The following is a 17,944-nucleotide window of genomic DNA, read 5'->3' on the forward strand; positions in this document are numbered from 1 at the left end:
AAACAACAAGCCGCCCGCCGCACACAACCATGAAACCCGCACTCCGCCCCCTCACCGCCACACTCCTGACCTCCCTCGCGGCAGCCCTTCCGCTGCAGGCGCAAAGCCCTCCGCCCGCGCATCCGGACACATGGCCGCCGCACTTCGTCTCCCTCACCCCCGACCTCCTCTATGAAGTCGAACCCTCCGACTACCTCGCCGACCCCGCCACGCTCGACGGAGCCCAGCTCTTCTACGCCCCCGTACAGGGAGACGACCCCGTCGCCACCCTGCAGGGCGCGGCCGTCCTCCTCGTCCGCCCCTACAACATCGTCGAACGGCAGGAGGCGCCCTTGCGCGAGTGGGAATGCGTCTGGGGAACCCTCGACCACTTGTACCACAACGCAGTGCCGCAATTCTGGCGGCGTCCCTCCACCGCCTTCTACTCCTGCACCCACCCCACCCTGCCGCCGGAAAAGGCAGGAGACCGCCCCAAAGTCCAAATCGACTTCACCCAGTGGTGGAGCAGCATGCCCGTATGGGTACAGCGCACATGCACCGGCTTCACAGGTGAAAAAACCCTCACCCTGTCTCCAGAACAAAAAATCCGGGAAACCCACGCACACATCAAAACCCTCCTGGAGTCTCATCCTGACGACACGACACTCAAAAACCTCGCTGCGCAGCGCACCAACCTGCTCATCTACTCCTACCTTCTCGACAAATGGGCTCCGGATGCCTACCCCGCCCAGCGCTCGCCCATCATGAAGGAAATGAAGGCAGGCGCCACCCGGGACTTCCGGAACCTCACCGAAAACGACCTATGGAACGCCATGCTCAACCACTACCTCGCAGGGTGCGGCCCGGAACCCGGCACACTCTCCGACACCGTCCGCAGCACATGGGTCAGTCAGGAATGGGCGGCTCATGCCAACCTCGAACGCACCGCCCCCCTCCTCTTCTGGTGGCTGGCGGACTGGAGCCTCTTCCAACAGCGGCAGGAACAGTTCACGCAACTGACCGGCCAAATCGCATGGGAACAGGAATTCGCCAAAACCCTCAACGAAACCGCAGGCCAATACGACGGCCTCCTCTACCTGAAAGATGCGGAGAGAATAGTCAAAGACTTCCCGAAAACCTATATCGTCCCGCAGGAAATCCGGAACATGAAAGTCCCCCTCAGCATCGACACGCCGGGAGCAACCGGAACCGTCGAATTCTCATCGACGGCATTCTACCGGGCAATCCTGAAAGATGCCGGCGTCATAACCGACCCTCCACGCCCTGAGCCTCCCACCCCTCCGGAAGTCCACCTCGTCCCCTTCGTCGCCAAAGTACACCAGAAAGGCACGGAAGAAACGGATCAAACCACGGCTCTGGCCAAAGCCGTCATCCTCTCGGATGGCCTCGCCACCCGGCAGGACGGAGACTTCGTCATCCTCGCCATCGCATGCGACTGGAAAGACAAATCCTCCGCCTCCGATGGCATCACCGTCACCAAAACCTACCAGTCCAACTCCACCCTGGAGCAAGACCTCCAGCAGCGCGTCGACCGTGCCGAATACAGCCGCATCGCCCGCAGCAACTACACCTTCCGCACCGACCCGCAAACGCAGGAAGCTTCCTACGCATGGCAGGGACCCGACTCCGGCGTGCGGCTGGAAGCAGCTGCCCTGCAATCCCCCGCCGCCTTCCGCGCGGGAGCCTCCGGCCTCAAGTATCGCCTCCTCGTCGCCGTCCGGGAAGACATCGACGGACAATGGACCCTCATGGCCGAACCGGAACCCATGAACCCCATCACCTCCGATGAAGGAACCTACTACGCCTACACCAGGGAAAACCTCGCGCAAACCGTCAGGCAGACCGGCTGCCGCTCGCTGACGAAATCCATCACCTTCGCCTCCCCGGAAAAACCGGGCCGCTACTTCCTTTACGAAGTGGACGTACAGCAGGATTACTCCTTGACACCGTGCATCCGCTACGGGAACATGAAGCACCTCTGGGTCTTGCGCAAGGGAGCCTACCGCAAATACATCGACCATACGGACATGACGGAAATCTACACCATCTTCGGAGACTCCACATGGCCGAAAAGCGGAGTCATCGCCGATATGGCGACTCCCTACAACAATGCCGTACTCGTATGGAGGGATGCCTTGGATGTATTGACAACGCAGGTTGTCGGAACCACAGTCAGGCACCGCATGAAATTGACTGGTTATCATATAGATAATGGAAACGTCAACGCTCGAGACATCATGGCATGCCTGACTTTCGGGCAATGGTTTTTCACATCGTTCAAACCGGATGCAAAAGTTGTAGACGAAAAGGATAAAAATATGATCAAATGGATCGGAAATTATATCGAATGGGGACAGCCCAACAGAATCTACTTATCAAAATTGATCGCCGATATGAGCGCCAATCATGATGCTGATGTGATCTGTGCCGAAGCCGCCTACTGTTTGGCATCCCTTCCACGCATTTGCGGATATAGCAATATCATTACATGCCGGGCGCATCGCCCTGACCCAAAATCGAATATCAATGATCATGAATACAACATGCTAGGAAATAGAATTTATGATGCAACCCCTCATCGACGAGACGACCCAAACAAACCAGAATTAAAACAACGCACATATGATAGCCCAACGGCAAATCATTCGGGCAGAGAAACAGAACCAGATCCACCAACGAACCGTTCAACTACACTCAAATTTCTTATCCATTAAAAATCCATGAAAATGCCATTTCTTACTGTTAGTTGTATCATTTTTACAACAATCTTTTCATCATTTGCCGATCAAGCATCCAAATCGGAAAAACAAGATCAGCTTATTTATAAGGATATTATCTGGAATCCAGAATATCATAACATAGCGCCACCTCTACAAGATACGTCCCTTCCGAATTCTTTTCTTCTGGATGATCTGGCATGGGTTCGAGGAAAGGTAGATCCTGCATATACATGGCACTCGCAAACTTACAACATTTATAATAAAAACGGTGAATTCTTATACTCCATTTCTGTCTACAGACACCACGATACAGACTATCTGAAAGCATACATGATAAAAAATTATATGGACGGCGGCGGAAATCCAAGTATTGCACAGACTCGACGCACTCATATGCAAGCAGCCACCTACAGCAATAATCAAGATGGTCTCGTACTCAGTGGATTTATGCCTGGAGAATTTGAAATAATGCCTCAGTTCCAAAAATATCCTAAAAAGAAATCTCTGCTCCTCTACATCCATGACGGTTATGGCATCGAGAACTACACGGCCTATGACCGCACCACTCCCGCGACACCGGAAGAAGAACTGGCCTTGTTCAAACGTTTCATCGCCGTATGCAAGGGCGAAATTCCCGTGCAACATGATGATGCCGAAATCGAACGTCGACAGAAACTTTATTCCCAACTGAGTGAAAACCGATGGCACGAACTGGAAAAAAATACGACGGAATACGCCCAAAAAGAATGGAATCGCATCGCTCATGAAGAACCGCGCCAATTCACACGCATCTTCTGGGACAACGCCAACTACGGCAGGGGCATCGAAAGAATCCTCAAACTCGAAGACATCCCCGAACGCAACACCATACCCAACGTCAACACGGGCGTCGGCTGCGAACCCTTCCTCGCAGAACTCATCCAAAAAGGTTTCCAGCTCACCGCACGCAAAGGCGGCAACTACCTGATGACCGCCACACTCAAGGACAAGAAAACATCCATCCGCTACTGCATCTACCACGCTTTCAACCCCGTCGACACGCGGCAAACACTCTTCGCCTGGAACATGTACGCCGACGAACGAGGAACGCCCCGCATCGTCGAGAACCCCGGCGACTTCACCATGCAGGCAGCCATCGACAACATGAACGTCCGCCCCGGATGGGTCGGAGACTTCGACATCTGCACCAAACCCCGCTTCAACTGGGAAGGAGCCCTTGTAGAAGGCAGCGAAAAATCAGCCGTCTACTTCATGCGGGGCAACACGGCAGCCTACTTCATCGCCGACAACCCGTCCTACGATGTCCGCCCCCTCGCCCGCATGCTCGACGAAAAACTGAAAAAGGGACTCGAAAAAACATCCAGCGCACAAGAAAAAATACCCGTCAAGGCAGACGAATGCGGCATCACTCCTCCTTGACACCGTGCTCGTCGAGGAAGATACCTTAAAAGTTTTGACTTCCCGTTTTATGGGAGATGTAGCTAGAGCAAGGACTAGTATGTTAAAAAAGGAATTCCATATCAATTCGATACAAATTTATATAAAAAAGAAATTAATATTCCTTATATTCATATTAAATAACTCTAAATGAATCTACATATGCTCAATTACATTAATGCCTTTGTCTTCACATTATTCTTTTTACCTGCAGTTGGTATATCTTCACAACCAAATATATACGACACTAAATACTTATATAAAAATCAAGATAGTATTACATCAGTCAACGAAGAAGAACATTATGTAAATTACAATTCAGTTATAATAAATGATTTATGCATAGATAGAGTTGAAAAAAATGGTAAATATACTCATGTATTCCGAATACTGAATTCTCAAGGATGGCAGATATGCCAATTCAATCTGCAATATCACCCATCACACGATACATTGAAAATAAAAACAATTGATAAACTACGCAATAATCGTAGCGGCATTCAGGAAGAAGGGTGGTTTGAATCTTTAGAAATTCAAACAAACCACAATCAAACGATCGGTTATGGTTCACCCATTGCGTTCCAATCTTCACAATCAGGTCAATATATAAAACCGTCGCACAATGCTTTGGCGTTTGCCATTCTGAACAATTATTCATTCATTATCTATCTTGATGAATCCGATCTACCGCCCACTGACATGCTGCATATATTACATCAATGGATTGATACACAGGAAGGACGAATTCCTGCAAATATTGATCTTAGAGAAGCAGATAGACGAAAAACCCTGCATACACAACTCATGGATCAGATCATACGTACCCAAGCACGAAATACTCCGCTCCACACACTTAAAACATGGGGAGAACTCAGCAAACAGGAACCGCACCAATTCACACGCATCTTCTGGGACAACGCCAACTATGGTTCAGGTATCGAGCAACTGTTGAAACTGGAACCATTGCCTTACATCAACACCATCCCCAACGTCAACACAGGCGTCGGCTGTGAACCCTTCCTCGCCGAACTCATCCAAAAAGGTTTCCAGCTCACCACTCGCAAAGGCGGCAACTATCAGATGACCGCCACACTCAAGGACAAGAAAACATCCATCCGATACTGCATCTACCACGCTTTCAACCCCGTCGACACGCGGCAAACACTCTTCGCCTGGAACATGTACGCCGACGAACGAGGAACGCCCCGCATCGTCGAGAAACCCGGCGACTTCACCATGCAGGCAGCCATCGACAACATGAACGTCCGCCCCGGATGGGTCGGAGACTTCGACCTCTGCACCAAGCCCCGCTTCAACTGGGAAGGAGCCCTCGTGGAAGGCAGCGAGAAATCGGCGGTGTATTTCATGAGAGGCAACACGGCAGCCTACTTCATTGCGGACAATCCGTCCTACGACGTCCGCCCCCTCGCCCGCATGCTCGACGAGCAGTTGAAGAAGGGGATGACACGTTCTACCCGCCCCTCCAAAACGACTGAAGGAAACCATGACTGACGACCTCAACCCATACAGAACGGTTCGACATCCTCCTGCATTTCGCATCAAAAGGCAACTTCCCGAAAAACCGTTGATGCGGGTTGCCTGCATCGCCTTTCTGCAGCCAACAGGCCGAACAGTTATGGTTCCGGACGCCGAAGCCGCATTAAAAGCTTGCCCAAAACCCTGTTAGAGAGCAAGAAAAAGCCATGGATTCCCCGAGGCCTGTCAAAAACATGCGGATATGGAGCGTTGCCGCGCTGGGCATCGGCTCCATGGTAGGAGCCGGTATTTTTTCCCTCATGGGACAGGCGGCCATCGAAGCCGGCAACGCCGTTTACATATCCTTCCTCATCGGCGGGATCATCGCCTTCCTCTCAGGACTCACCTATGCGCACCTCGGCGTTCGCTACCCATCCTCCGGCGGCATCATCGACTACTTCAACACCGCCTTCGGCATCGGCACCCTCTCGGGCGGGCTCTCACTCGTCTACTGCGCCACCCTCGTCATCACCATTGCCATGGTCGCGCAGGCCTTCGGCGCATACGGCGCATCCCTCTGTGCCATCCTCGGCATGCCCGGCATTCCTCCCGCCATCCTTTCCTCCCTCGCCATCGTCGTCCTCGGAGTCCTCAACATGCTCAACGCAGGACTTGTCGGCAGGGCGGAAGTCACCCTCGTCTGCATCAAGCTCGGCATCCTCGTCATCCTCATCATGGCGGGCATACCTTCCATCCATTCCTCGCACTTCTCCGCCGGCATCGGAGACACGCCCCTGCTCGGCCTCTTCGGAAGCGTCGGCCTCACCTTCTTCGCCTACTCCGGCTACGGAATGATGGCCAATGCCTCGGCCAACCTCATCAATGCCAAAAAAGAACTGCCCCGCGCCATCTTCCTCGCCATCGGCATCGTCATGGCCCTGTACGTCGTCCTCTCCATCGTCATCATGCACCAAGTCAGCCCGCAGGAACTGGCCGAGCACGCCGACACAGCCGTCGCACAAGCGGCAGCCCCCATCCTCGGCAAGGCCGGATACATCGCCGTATCCTTCGCCGCACTCATCGCCACCAGCTCCGCCATCAACGCCACCTTCTTCAGCACCATCCGCATCGCCCAGGGGTTGGCAGCCCAGAAGGAACTCGGCAAACTCTTCACCATCCGCGCCTGGAAAAACGGCTCGTGGGGCTACGTTCTCAGCATCGTCCTCATCCTCCTCATCGCCTACATCTTCAACCTCGGAGAAACGGCCAAAATCGCAGGCGCCACCTTCCTCATCAGCTATCTGGCCGTCTACATCGCCCACTGGAAACTCAGGAAAAACACGCATGCCCACCCGCTGTGGATCATCCTCGGATTCTTCTCCATGCTCGCCATGTTCATCGGCTACCTCGTCAGCCTGTATGTCGAAACACCTCTGCTCGTCGCCATCCTGATCGGCATCATGGCCCTGTGCTTCCTGTTCGAATGGTTCCTCCAATGGAGATTCCGCCGCTCCGGGTGAATTTGATTGACCAACAGGCGATGAACAGGCAGACTAGCCCGCGTTATGGGATGCAAGCAACAAGACGACGGCAACGAACCCCGTGAAGCCAAACCCTCGTGGCTGAAAGTCCGCCTCCCTCACGGGCGCGAATTCTGGGATGTCAAACACATGGTCGAGGGCAAAAAGCTCTACACCGTCTGCGAAGAAGCCCACTGCCCCAACCGGTACGAATGCTGGAGCCACGGCACCGCCACCTTCATGGCCTGTGGAGACGTCTGCACCCGTGCCTGCGGATTCTGCGCCGTCAAAACCGCCAAGCCCCTGCCCCTCGACCCCGAAGAGCCCCAGCGCATCGCCGAAGCGGTCGCCCACATGAAGCTCACGCATGCCGTCATCACCATGGTCACCCGGGACGACCAGCCGGACGGCGCGGCAGGCCACATCGCCTCCGTCATCCGAGCCATCCGCAAAACCAGCCCGTCCACCATCATTGAAGTACTCACTTCCGACTTCAACGGCAAGGAAGACTCCCTGCGCTCCGTCATGGAAGCCATTCCGCACATCTTCAACCACAACCTCGAAACCGTCGAACGACTCTCCCCGCTCGTCCGCTTCCGCGCCCAGTACCGCCGCTCCCTTCAGGTCCTGCAAAATGCGCTGGACCTCGCTCAAGGCAAAGTCGCCACCAAAAGCGGCCTGATGCTCGGACTCGGCGAAACGAAAGAAGAAATCCTGCAGTCCATGGATGACCTGCGCGCCCACGGCGTCACCGTCCTCACCATCGGCCAGTATCTTCGCCCCACCCGGAAGCACCTCCCCGTCATCGACTACATCCGCCCCGAGCAGTTCGACGAATACCGCGACATCGCCCTCTCCAAAGGCTTCCGCCACGTCGCCTCCGCACCGCTTATCCGCAGCTCCTACCATGCGGCCAACTTCCGCCCGGAGGAAGACGTACTCGACGCCATCAACGAAGAACTCGCCAAACGCGGAGAGGCATAACCACCGCCCGCCTCCGGAACCGGTACCTTCTATACATTTTATTCTTGAAAAGTTCTAAAAAACTGTTACCGTAACAGCGGATTCCAGCACGAACCTCCATACCATGCAACCGATCAAAAACCTCTTCTTCGCTACCGCCATCGCGGGCACCGTCATCATCGTCGCGGGAGGAATCTCCACCCTCGCCCTGATGAAAATCGGCAATTCCGACAACATCGACATCCCCACGGGAAAACTGCTGGCGCGCAACGTCACCAACCTGCTGGAGACCAAATGTGCCGCCTGCCACGGAGACAACCCCGAATTCAACCCCTTGCTGAACGCCCTCTCCGGCGGCCTCATGCAGCGCGACGTCGAACAGGGGCAGCGCGACTTCCGCCTGAGCGAACTCTACGGCGACACCAATCCCGATGCACGCCGCATGCAGGGCATCGCCACCCTCAAGCTCGATAAAGTCCTGCGAGCCAACTCCATGCCCCCCGTCGCCTACACGGCCATGCACTGGGGCAGCACCCTCAACGCCTACGATAGGAAACTCCTCTCCTCCTACTTCGACCTTCCCTTCATCAACGACCTGCGCTTCATGCCCATTGAGCCTGTCGACATGAGCAAGCTCAATCCCGACCGCGTCCTGCTCGGGCAAAAACTCTTCAACAGCGGCGCCCTCTCCACGGACGGCACCATCTCCTGCGCCTCCTGCCACGACCTCACCAAGGGCGGCACGGACAACAAGCAATACTCCGAAGGCGTCCGGAAACAGCTCGGCGGCGTCAATGCTCCCTCCGTCTACAACTCCTCCCACAACTTCATTCAGTTTTGGGACGGCCGCGCAAAAGACCTCAAGGCACAGGCGGGAGGCCCGCCCCTCAACCCCGTCGAAATGGGCTTCGAGAACAAACCCGAAAGCTGGAACACCATCGTCGCGAACATCAAGCAGGATCCCGAACTCGTCGCACTCTTCGCCAAAGCCTACCCGAAGGCCGGCATCAATGCAGACACCATCACCGATGCAATCGCCACTTACGAACACACCCTCGTCACCCCCGACAGCGACTTCGACCTCTACCTGAAAGGCGATAAAAACGCCCTCACGGCCGAACAGAAAAAAGGCATGCACCTCTTCATCGAATACGGTTGCGCCACCTGCCATGCCGGAGCCGGACTCGGCGGCCAGAGTTACGAATACATCAGCAAACATGCCGACTTCTTCAACGGCAAGACCCTGGCGCAAAACGCCCCCATGGGCCGCCACGACGCCACCAAGAAGAACATCGACCAGCTTTGCTTCAAGGTGCCGAACCTCCGCAACGTCGAACTCACCCATCCGTACCTGCACGACGGCTCGGCTAAAACTCTTGACGAAGCAGTCGTTAAAATGTTGCAGACGCAATCCGGCATCCCGCACCCGACCCGCAGCGATGTCTCCGCCATCGTCTCCTTCCTGAAAGCGCAGACGGGCAAACTCAACGGCATCCCCGTCAACAAACTGACGAAAGAACAGGCTCTGGCACCCGCAGTCACGGTCGCCGCACCGGCCCCCGTTCAGCAGAACATCCAGTAACCGGTCAGGCTAACACCTCATTTCCCCTTCACGGGCAAGCTCCTATCGGGCTTGCCCGTTTTCCTTGGCACATACACACGTTTCCGGCTCAACCGGGACACAAAAAACACCCTGCCTTCATCAGGCAGGGTGCGGAAAATCGAGAGAACAAACTCCGAATTACTTGCCGAGCTTCGGCTTCGACGTACGGCGAACGGCGCCGAAACGCTTCTGGAACTTGTCGATACGGCCTTCCGTGTCCACGAACTGGTTCTTGCCCGTGAAGAACGGGTGGGAATCGGAAGTAATACCGCAGGAAATCACATAGTGTTCCACACCGTCGATCACTTCAGTCTTGGCAGACGTAGCAGTGGAACGGGTAATGAAACGGCGGCCGGTGGTAATGTCGAGGAAAACGACCGGATTGTACTTGGGATGGATATCTTTCTTCATAGCTCTAACCTGCGTTACCGACGCAGTGCGGCGCAAATTGTACGCCATCCCTCAGCAAAGTCAAGCGGAGAAACGCATCGCATGATAAAAACAAAGAATTAATACAACTGTATCTGGAATTTTCTAAAATAAGAAAGCAAAAAGTGATAGATGTTGGAATGACGATCATTGATCTGAATGCACATTCTTTTCAATGTAGACCAAAATTGTTTATTTTAAACGCCTTGCATTTTATCACACTAATCTTGCCAATCCCTCAGAAGTTTTCAATGACATTGATATATACATCGCGCCTTGCAAATTCGTTACGCCCATGTTCAACGGTTTCATGGTGCAGATATCCGTTCTTTTTCAACGGAATGTAAGATCAAAACCATCCGTGTAAATCGTTGAAAAGCATGTGGCGACAGGATAAATAACAACCATAATCGTTTATCATCAAATCATTTAATTACTCTTGTATATACATTTTCGCGCATTCGATCATAGATACCAAAGACAATGGTTTTCCCTTTGCCTCGTCGCCTACGCACTCCACGAACCCTTCTTGCTCCGAAATAGCTTTTCATCGCATTCGAATATACTCTTATGGCAATGAACCGCCTGTTCACAAATCATAAAGAGGAGAAGCCTACCTGCTGTAAGCATTTTACTCAAAGAGTTTGTACTGATACCAATCAATAAAACAATTTTCGAAGCTTCCACATCTATCAAAAAGCAGCTAGGCTCAGGACTCATTAATTGACAAACGGCCCCAAAAAGGTGATAAAGTGGGCATACCTCGAGCAAAAAGGACAGACCTTTATTATTTGACACGAAGCCAGATGGAACGTATTCAACCATCTTTTCCCCTTTCCCATGGGGTTAGCCGGGTTGATGACAGAAAGGTAGTCAGTGGAATCATTTATGTCATCAAAAACGGGCTTCAATGGAAAGATGCCCCTCGGGAATACGGTCCGTATAAAACACTCTACAACCGCTTCATCCGATGGAGCCGCCTGGGTGTTTCAATAAAATCTTCAGGGAGTTATCCCGGCAAAACGGCCCTGCGGACAAGTTGATGATTGACGCCACCCACCTCAAGGCACACAGAACAGCTGCAAGACTGCTTAAAAAGGGGCTCTATCCCGGTGTATAGGAAGAACAAAGGGTGGACTCAACACGAAACTGCATGCCGTTTGTAACCAACACGGCAAACACGTAGCCATTGGCATTGACTGCCAGTCAAGTGAGTGACTACAAGGGGGCGTCCCTGCTGTTGAACGATCTTCCTCAAAGTCCGTTTCTGCTGGCCGATCGCGGCTATGATGCCGACTGGTTTCGGCTGTCATTGATTGCCAGAGGAATGACTCCGTGCATTCCTTCCGGAAGAAACCGTACAATCACTGTTTCCTATGACAAGGAGCTTTACAAACAAAGACACAAGGAGGAAATCATGTTTGGGAGATGAAAGGATTGGCGGCGTATTGCGATGAGATATGACCGATGTGCCCATGCCTTCTTTTCAGCTATCTGCCTTGCTTGCTCGGTGATCTTTTATCTTAATTAATGAGTCCTGATCCTAATAACGTCTCGAAATTGACGCGCTGAAATGAGCGAATGAAATATGTACATGTTTTTTCATTCATAAATAGTAGCCCATATTTTATATGCACACTCTAAAGTTGTATTGAACCAAAACCATAGCCTATCAGAAAACACTTTCATCAATCCTTCCCAACTCCAAAACGCCTGCCATCAAGCATGTTCAACCAGTAATCAACAATTGCTTTACCTTCTTCTCCTCTCCCTTGACAAAGAAGTCGCAGATTTCTATACTACGGACATTCACACTATTTCTACAATGCCTTTCAATCATCGTCAATATATCAAACAAACACTAATTCCGCGCCTTTTCAAATGTTGTGGAGGCAAAGATCTTTGGGTTGAAGACGATTTACAAAAATACGGTATTGAAGTATTTTCTATACACGCCAAAGAAACCGTCTCCATACCGAGCACACAGGATTTAAATACACCAGACAAACAGATACTCGAAGGTTTTGAGGCCAATTTCGATCCTGCTTTTGTCTTGAAATTAGACTATGCTACTCACAAGGATTGTGTAAGAAAATTCGGAACGATTGTCCTGCCCCGAGGCAAAGCTCTACATACGGGAATCAATAACCATGTAGCACGTTTGGGAGCTCTCATACCCAAAAAACCATGGAATATACGCAGAGAAGATTTAATTGTAGCTCCATGGCCTCATACATTCATGAGCTATGGCGACTGGTGCATGTGTGTCATGCCGCGCGTTTGCCGTGCCCTCTCCATCCTTACACCTCAAGAAAAATCCATGACATGTGTCGCATTGCCGTATTCTTGCGGAAACTGGTCACGGGAATACATGGAACTCCTCGGCATTTCCAGAGACAGACAAATCGATACCTTGACGGAAAATTTCGGACTCAGTAAAAATGGCACAGCTGTCACAGTCAACGCTCATTCGGCATTCTGGCTTGGCCCGAGTGACATAAATCGCATGCGCCATGCATTAATCGGCAAGAGGCCCGGGCCCGCCATGGGAAAACGCGCTCTATTCATCAGCCGCAAAGGCAGCCGCCGTTTAAACGACGAACACAAACTGTATGAACGCATTCGCCCATATGGTATCGAATTTATTGACGATATTCCACGCAGCGTTCAAGAACAACTCCAACTATTTCGGGAAGCCTCCTTGATCATTGGTCCCCATGGAGCAGGATTAGCCAATGCGCTCTGGAGCACCATGTCGCCACATATCCTTGAAATACAAAGCAGCGCATGGTTCTTCCCCAGTTTTCGCATCATGAGTGCTGCGAATCAGTCTCATTACAATGTCCTCATCGACAGAAGCTATGGCGAAAAATTGCGTGTTGAAGAAAACAACAATACGGGCAATCTGACAGTCAATCCGGAAAGATTTGAAAACGCAGTCTTGCAAGTACTCGGTCAACACTGATTCAGGAACACGCCAGCGTCGCCACAAAGGCTACCAAATGCAGAGCCGCCAAGGCAAGCACCCCGTTCATCCGCTTATCGGCGGGCGTGCGGAGAATCTTCAGCATCAGCACCCCGGCCAGCAGAATCAGCGGCAGCCAATACCATGACAACTGAATCCCGCCCAAAGCCTTGCTCACATGCGGCATCGTCACATACGTCGCCACGATAAACGAACAGGCCAGACGCCGGGACTTCGCATCGCCCAGCCGCACAGCCAAAGTCCTCTTGCCGGATGAAGCATCTTCGGCCCTGTCACGGATATTGTTCACACTCACCATCACGGCGGAAAGCAGTCCGCATTGCACCCCCACCATCCCGGCAGCCGCATACAACATCGCATCTCCGCTCGACCAACCCACCTGCACAAACACTGTACCCATCACCGCTACCAGCCCGAAAAACAGCACCACGAACACCTCGGCCAGCCCCTTGTACGCCAGCGGCCAAGGCCCCCCCGTATAACCGTAGGCAAAAAACAGGGAAGGAATACCGATTGCCAGCATCGGCCAGCCGCGCAACTCGATCAAAGGCCATGCCGCTACGCAGGCGCCCAGCAAAAAAAGCGCACCGACCACCTGCACCGTCCGGGCGGACAACTGCCCCGACGCCGTCATGCGCTTCGGCCCCTGCCGCTTCGCCGTATCGGCCGACTTGCGAAAATCGATCGCATCGTTGAAAAAATTGCAGGCAATCTGAATACACAGCGCACTCGCAAGCGTCAGCGCCGCCAAACGCATATCCCAAAAGCCACGCATCTTCCAAACGATCATACAACCGGCCCACACCGGAACGATCCCGGCAGGAAGAGTCTTCGGACGAGCGGCAAGCAAAAAAGAAACAAACGTATTCATGATTCAGGAAAATCGTAACTGCGGCGGCGGCCCCTCGAAGAAGTCCGCCCGCCCCGTGCCGCGCGGAACGGCTGGAACAAATGGTCCATGCCATTGGAACGAAGCTCCCAGCACTGCTCCATCAACTGCCCCAGCTTCCCCTTGGGGAAACCGCGCTGCTGGAACCAGCCGAGATACTCCTCGGGCAAATCCATGATCGGGCAGCCCTTCGGCGGATACTTCGCCGGGCCATACATGCCGAACGGCATATGCATCCCGGCGATCTCCGCCAGCAAAGCGCGCAACTGTTCAGCATCGGGCAAGCTCCCTTCATTCATGCCCGAATCTTACCACACCTCCGACCACTCTGCAAGCGAGACAAAACCATGTAGACGATAAACAAGGCTATTGTTTCATTGGACACTTTCACCCACCATCACGATTTGCCCAGTAGTATCATCACGAAGAACCACACATTCGTAGTCCACGCCGCCAGCGTTTTGCAATAATGCATCGGACTGTGCAGCATATTTTCCGTTAGACTCGGTTTGAAATGCATTGATTTCATAATCCGCTTGCAACTTGGAAAGGCTTTTGGAGAAAGCAAGCGTATAAGACGTGTCCGGTTTCAGTTTCAGAAAAAGCTGCTCGATTAATTTCGTACGCCCAATTTGGCGAACCGACAACTGACCGAACGCAGCATCTTCGGCATTTATTGGCTTCAACACAATAACTTGCGCTGTTAATGGATCACGCGGGTTGGACAAATTGTTCGAATCTCGTGGACTATTCACAGCATTTTGCGCATAAACCAAGGCTTGAGGGCTTTGTCCGATTTTGATTGATGCCGACACCGTCATATTCTCCAAATTAATCACCTGAACCATATCACTATATTCCAGTCCGACATAGAGACGTCTACCATCTGGAGACGGCCACAAACCGTGCGGCAACACATCAACCGGAATAGTGGCAATTTGTTTGTAATCATCAGCAACATCAAAAAATTTTACGCAATTTTCACCGCCTACCGTCACTGCCAGCAACAATCTTTCGCCCGTCTGAGCAAAAGAGACATGATTGGTAATGGCTCCCGTTGAAAACACCTTGATCACTTCATTTCTTGAAGTATCAATAACGGTGACTTTACCAACATCTTTGTGAGTTAATGCAACCAATTTACCATCAGGACTGGTGTAAATATTGGGCGAAAATGGACTAATAACCGGAATTTTTTTGATAACTCGGTAAGTAGTTTTGTCCACCACATCTACCTCGGGGGTAAAGCTCGAGCAGACATAGGCATATTTGCCATCTTGTGAAAACGCAATCATACCGGGTCCATCAGCCACCGGAACTCTTGTGGTTTCTGTTAATGTGTCCATATTAATCACACTCAAATACGCTTCACCGCGAACCGTCACCCAGATTTCTTTGCCGTCCGGTGTAAAGGTCGGTTCGTGCGGGGCTCGTCCTACATAAACCGTTTTCAACACTTTGTTGTCCAACGTCGATATGAAAGTGACCGAATTGGAACCAATGGAAACAACCGCAAGAATCTTGCGACCTTCGTCATAACGCAGGCCATGCACCAAAGAGGCCCCTTTGTAAAGAGGGGAAAGAACATTCGGATAGGGTTTGCCTAGAATAATTTCACCCAACAGAACATTGGTAGCTGGGGCAATCACGGAAACCGTATTGGAAACTTGATTGCCGGTATAAACCCGATCAAGCGCATACTGTTCGGATGCTTTTACATCACAAAAAACCGTTAATACAAATACAATCAAAAAAAGTATTTTATTCATAGTCTGTTACTTTCCTTTATTTAGCTTGAGAAACATCTGCATCTGTTCAATTTCCACTTGTTGTTCAGCGATGATTTGAGCAGCAACATTGGCAATTCTTGGATCTTTACCGTATTTGAGCAGCACCATGGCCATATCAACCGCTGCTTGGTGATGCGGCAACATAATCGCTGCAAAAGCATGATCGACAGAATCGTATTGCACATTATCCCCAGGTGTGACGTCCATCATATCAGTCATAGTTTGAGTCATGGCAGCTCCATAACCAACGGGTATCTGCATTTTTTCACAATGGGCGAGTAAAAACAGCATTTTTTCGATTTCAATTTGCTGTTCAGCAACAATGCTTTTCGCCAGCTGAATCATCTCAAAATTTTTACCGTTCGCGATTTCATACTGAGCCATATCAATCGCACCTTGATGATGAGCAACCATCTGGCTCAAAAAATCCGCTTCTACCGAAACATTTGACCGAGCTTGATCCATCGCAACCATCATGGAATCCATCATAGAGAGTAACGCATTACCTCCATATTTACCATGTACATTGGCATCATGATCTCTGTCTTTGTTTTTGTTTTTGTCTTCTGCTGCGGAACAACCGTCATGTTCAATATCTCCTGTTTTATTTTTTGATAAAATCGAGACTGGAACAGCAGCTTTAAAAGCGAAATGACACGCCTGTATTTTTCCATCCGTCGAAACCGCAACACAAAGAGAAGTAAGACAAAATCCAAAAAATAATGCTTTCATCATTCAATTTTAATAGGTTTGATTATTAATTCGACAAACATCGACAATAGATAATTGTTGTTCCAGATATACTATTGACATGAATCTCCCAAGCTCATGTCGCACCCGCTATCATTCTTTTAAGAATGATATCACCAATGATAGTAAATGCAAATATAAAAAGATGTAAAAAGTTAAAATACAACATATTTAATCGCTTCTATACCTTCCGAAACAGAATCCGGCAATGGCAGGAAATGAAAAACATGAACCTTGTTTCGCGCCGCAACCCATGGAAGATAGAAGCCACGCATCCCTCGCGGCACAAGCCGTCCCGGATACATGCGCACCCGCAACCCTCATCACAGCCATGCCATCATCGCTCAAAAAACTCTACGTCCACGGATTCCCCGGATTCTACGGTGGAGCCGGAACGGAACTCCACCATCAGATCATCCTCTGGCTCCACATGGGAATGGAAGTCCATCTCATCCCCTCCCGCAGCCTCCCTCCCGACGACCCCATGCACCGGGAAATGCTCGCCCGGGGAGTCCGCATCCATGCACCTAATGACTGGAGCAGCATTTCTCCGGGTGACCCCGTCTTCGGATTCTGCAATGCCGCCTTCCTCCAAAGCCTCCCTCACATCAAAACACAAACGAACAGAACCGTCTTCGTCAACTGCATGACCTGGCTCTTCCCTCGCGAAAAGGAAGCCATGCTCAACAACGAAATCGCCATGTTCCTCTACCAGAATGAAGATGTACGCCAACAAAACATGCCCATTCTGCGGGGGCTCAACCCGGACAGCAAGGCCGTCTTCCACACCTTCACCCCCTACTTCCACCACGACAACTTCCCCTACATCGAAGAACGCCCCGACGACATATTCGGCTGCGGCCGCATCTCCCGCCAGAACCCCGACAAATTCTCCCGCCTCACCCTGCACATCTACGAATACTTCGTCTCCCCCCGGCCGAAACGAGCCATCTTCCTCGGTTTCGACGAACGCAGCGAACAGAAAATCGGCAAACCATTTCCATGGATACGAACCGTCCGAGACCACCGTTCTCTCAGCCAGCAGGATTTCTACAGGCACAGCCGCATCATCCTGCAGCCCACAGACACGCATGAAAACTGGCCGCGCGTCGGCTTCGAAGCCATGTCCAGCGGCAGCGTACTCATCGTCAATGACCGAGGAGGCTGGCAACGGCTTATCGAGCACGGCAAAACGGGGTGGCTCTGCAAAACACCGCAGGACTTCATCTACTACGCCAGCAAAATGGCCTACGAACCCAACCTGCGCGACGACATGGCCGCCGCAGCCAGAGAACGCGGCCTCCTGCTCGGAGGAATGGACGCATCCATTGCCAGCTGGTCCGAAACCTTCGAAAAAATACAACAACTTCCCGAATAAAAA

The 17,944-nt window shown here is 51.7% G+C and carries 14 protein-coding genes and 1 pseudogene; 9 read left to right on the top strand and 6 right to left on the bottom strand.

Annotation, left to right across the window (positions count from 1 at the left end):
* Positions 1–29: 29 nt before the first annotated feature.
* Together AC781_RS03740 and AC781_RS03745 are read left to right on the top strand one after the other, a co-directional pair.
* Positions 30–2,714, top strand: coding sequence for a hypothetical protein (locus AC781_RS03740; RefSeq protein ID WP_067773728.1), 2,685 nt, complete (start codon positions 30–32; stop codon positions 2,712–2,714).
* 474 nt (positions 2,715–3,188) lie between these two features.
* Positions 3,189–4,139: a hypothetical protein gene (locus AC781_RS03745; protein WP_067773731.1), complete on the top strand. Its 951-nt coding sequence runs from the start codon at positions 3,189–3,191 to the stop codon at positions 4,137–4,139.
* 439 nt (positions 4,140–4,578) lie between these two features.
* Here AC781_RS03745 and AC781_RS14185 read toward each other — a convergent pair whose 3' ends face one another.
* On the bottom strand, positions 4,579–4,815 hold the full coding sequence (locus AC781_RS14185) for a hypothetical protein (RefSeq protein ID WP_172801743.1): 237 nt from the start codon (positions 4,813–4,815) through the stop codon (positions 4,579–4,581).
* A 146-nt stretch (positions 4,816–4,961) separates the two neighbouring features.
* Here AC781_RS14185 and AC781_RS03750 point away from each other — a divergent pair, with 146 nt between their 5' ends.
* From AC781_RS03750 to AC781_RS03765, 4 genes are all read left to right on the top strand, one after another.
* Entirely contained in the window at positions 4,962–5,669 is a 708-nt protein-coding gene (locus AC781_RS03750) for a hypothetical protein (protein ID WP_067773734.1), read from the top strand.
* 191 nt (positions 5,670–5,860) lie between these two features.
* Entirely contained in the window at positions 5,861–7,153 is a 1,293-nt protein-coding gene (locus AC781_RS03755) for an APC family permease (protein ID WP_067773737.1), read from the top strand.
* A gap of 45 nt (positions 7,154–7,198) precedes the next feature.
* Complete coding sequence (gene lipA, locus AC781_RS03760; protein WP_067773740.1) at positions 7,199–8,137, top strand: lipoyl synthase; 939 nt, start codon at positions 7,199–7,201, stop codon at positions 8,135–8,137.
* Positions 8,138–8,240: 103 nt separating this feature from the next.
* Complete coding sequence (locus AC781_RS03765; RefSeq protein WP_067773743.1) at positions 8,241–9,698, top strand: cytochrome c peroxidase; 1,458 nt, start codon at positions 8,241–8,243, stop codon at positions 9,696–9,698.
* Positions 9,699–9,857: 159 nt separating this feature from the next.
* Here AC781_RS03765 and AC781_RS03770 read toward each other — a convergent pair whose 3' ends face one another.
* A complete protein-coding gene (locus tag AC781_RS03770; RefSeq protein WP_067773746.1) occupies positions 9,858–10,130 on the bottom strand; it encodes a type B 50S ribosomal protein L31 in 273 nt (90 codons plus the stop codon).
* 824 nt (positions 10,131–10,954) lie between these two features.
* Between AC781_RS03770 and AC781_RS13250 the strand changes: the two are divergent.
* Both AC781_RS13250 and AC781_RS13255 read left to right on the top strand, forming a co-directional pair.
* Positions 10,955–11,679: pseudogene (locus AC781_RS13250) on the top strand (IS5 family transposase).
* Between the two features lie 120 nt (positions 11,680–11,799).
* Positions 11,800–13,113: a glycosyltransferase family 61 protein gene (locus AC781_RS13255; RefSeq protein WP_141675735.1), complete on the top strand. Its 1,314-nt coding sequence runs from the start codon at positions 11,800–11,802 to the stop codon at positions 13,111–13,113.
* 1 nt (position 13,114) lies between these two features.
* On the opposite strand, the gene menA is transcribed toward AC781_RS13255, so the two are convergent.
* From menA to AC781_RS03805, 4 genes are all read right to left on the bottom strand, one after another.
* Positions 13,115–14,005 (bottom strand): 1,4-dihydroxy-2-naphthoate octaprenyltransferase, encoded by an 891-nt coding sequence (menA, locus tag AC781_RS03790; protein ID WP_067773751.1) that lies wholly within the window; start codon positions 14,003–14,005, stop codon positions 13,115–13,117.
* The gene (locus tag AC781_RS03795) at positions 14,002–14,322 is read right to left on the bottom strand and encodes a DUF3820 family protein (RefSeq protein WP_067773755.1); all 321 of its coding nucleotides are present in this window, start codon (positions 14,320–14,322) and stop codon (positions 14,002–14,004) included. Before AC781_RS03795 ends, menA begins: the two co-directional genes overlap by 4 nt.
* Before the next feature lie 75 nt (positions 14,323–14,397).
* Positions 14,398–15,792 carry a YncE family protein gene (locus AC781_RS03800; protein ID WP_067773758.1) on the bottom strand — a complete coding sequence of 465 codons (1,395 nt, stop codon included), beginning with the start codon at positions 15,790–15,792 and terminating at the stop codon, positions 14,398–14,400.
* 6 nt (positions 15,793–15,798) lie between these two features.
* On the bottom strand, positions 15,799–16,548 hold the full coding sequence (locus tag AC781_RS03805) for a DUF305 domain-containing protein (RefSeq protein WP_083076529.1): 750 nt from the start codon (positions 16,546–16,548) through the stop codon (positions 15,799–15,801).
* Positions 16,549–16,894: 346 nt separating this feature from the next.
* Here AC781_RS03805 and AC781_RS03815 point away from each other — a divergent pair, with 346 nt between their 5' ends.
* A complete protein-coding gene (locus AC781_RS03815; protein WP_083076543.1) occupies positions 16,895–17,941 on the top strand; it encodes a glycosyltransferase in 1,047 nt (348 codons plus the stop codon).
* Positions 17,942–17,944 lie beyond the last annotated feature (3 nt).

It is taken from the genome of Neoakkermansia glycaniphila (assembly GCF_001683795.1).
GTDB classification, from domain to species: Bacteria; Verrucomicrobiota; Verrucomicrobiia; order Verrucomicrobiales; family Akkermansiaceae; genus Akkermansia; species Akkermansia glycaniphila.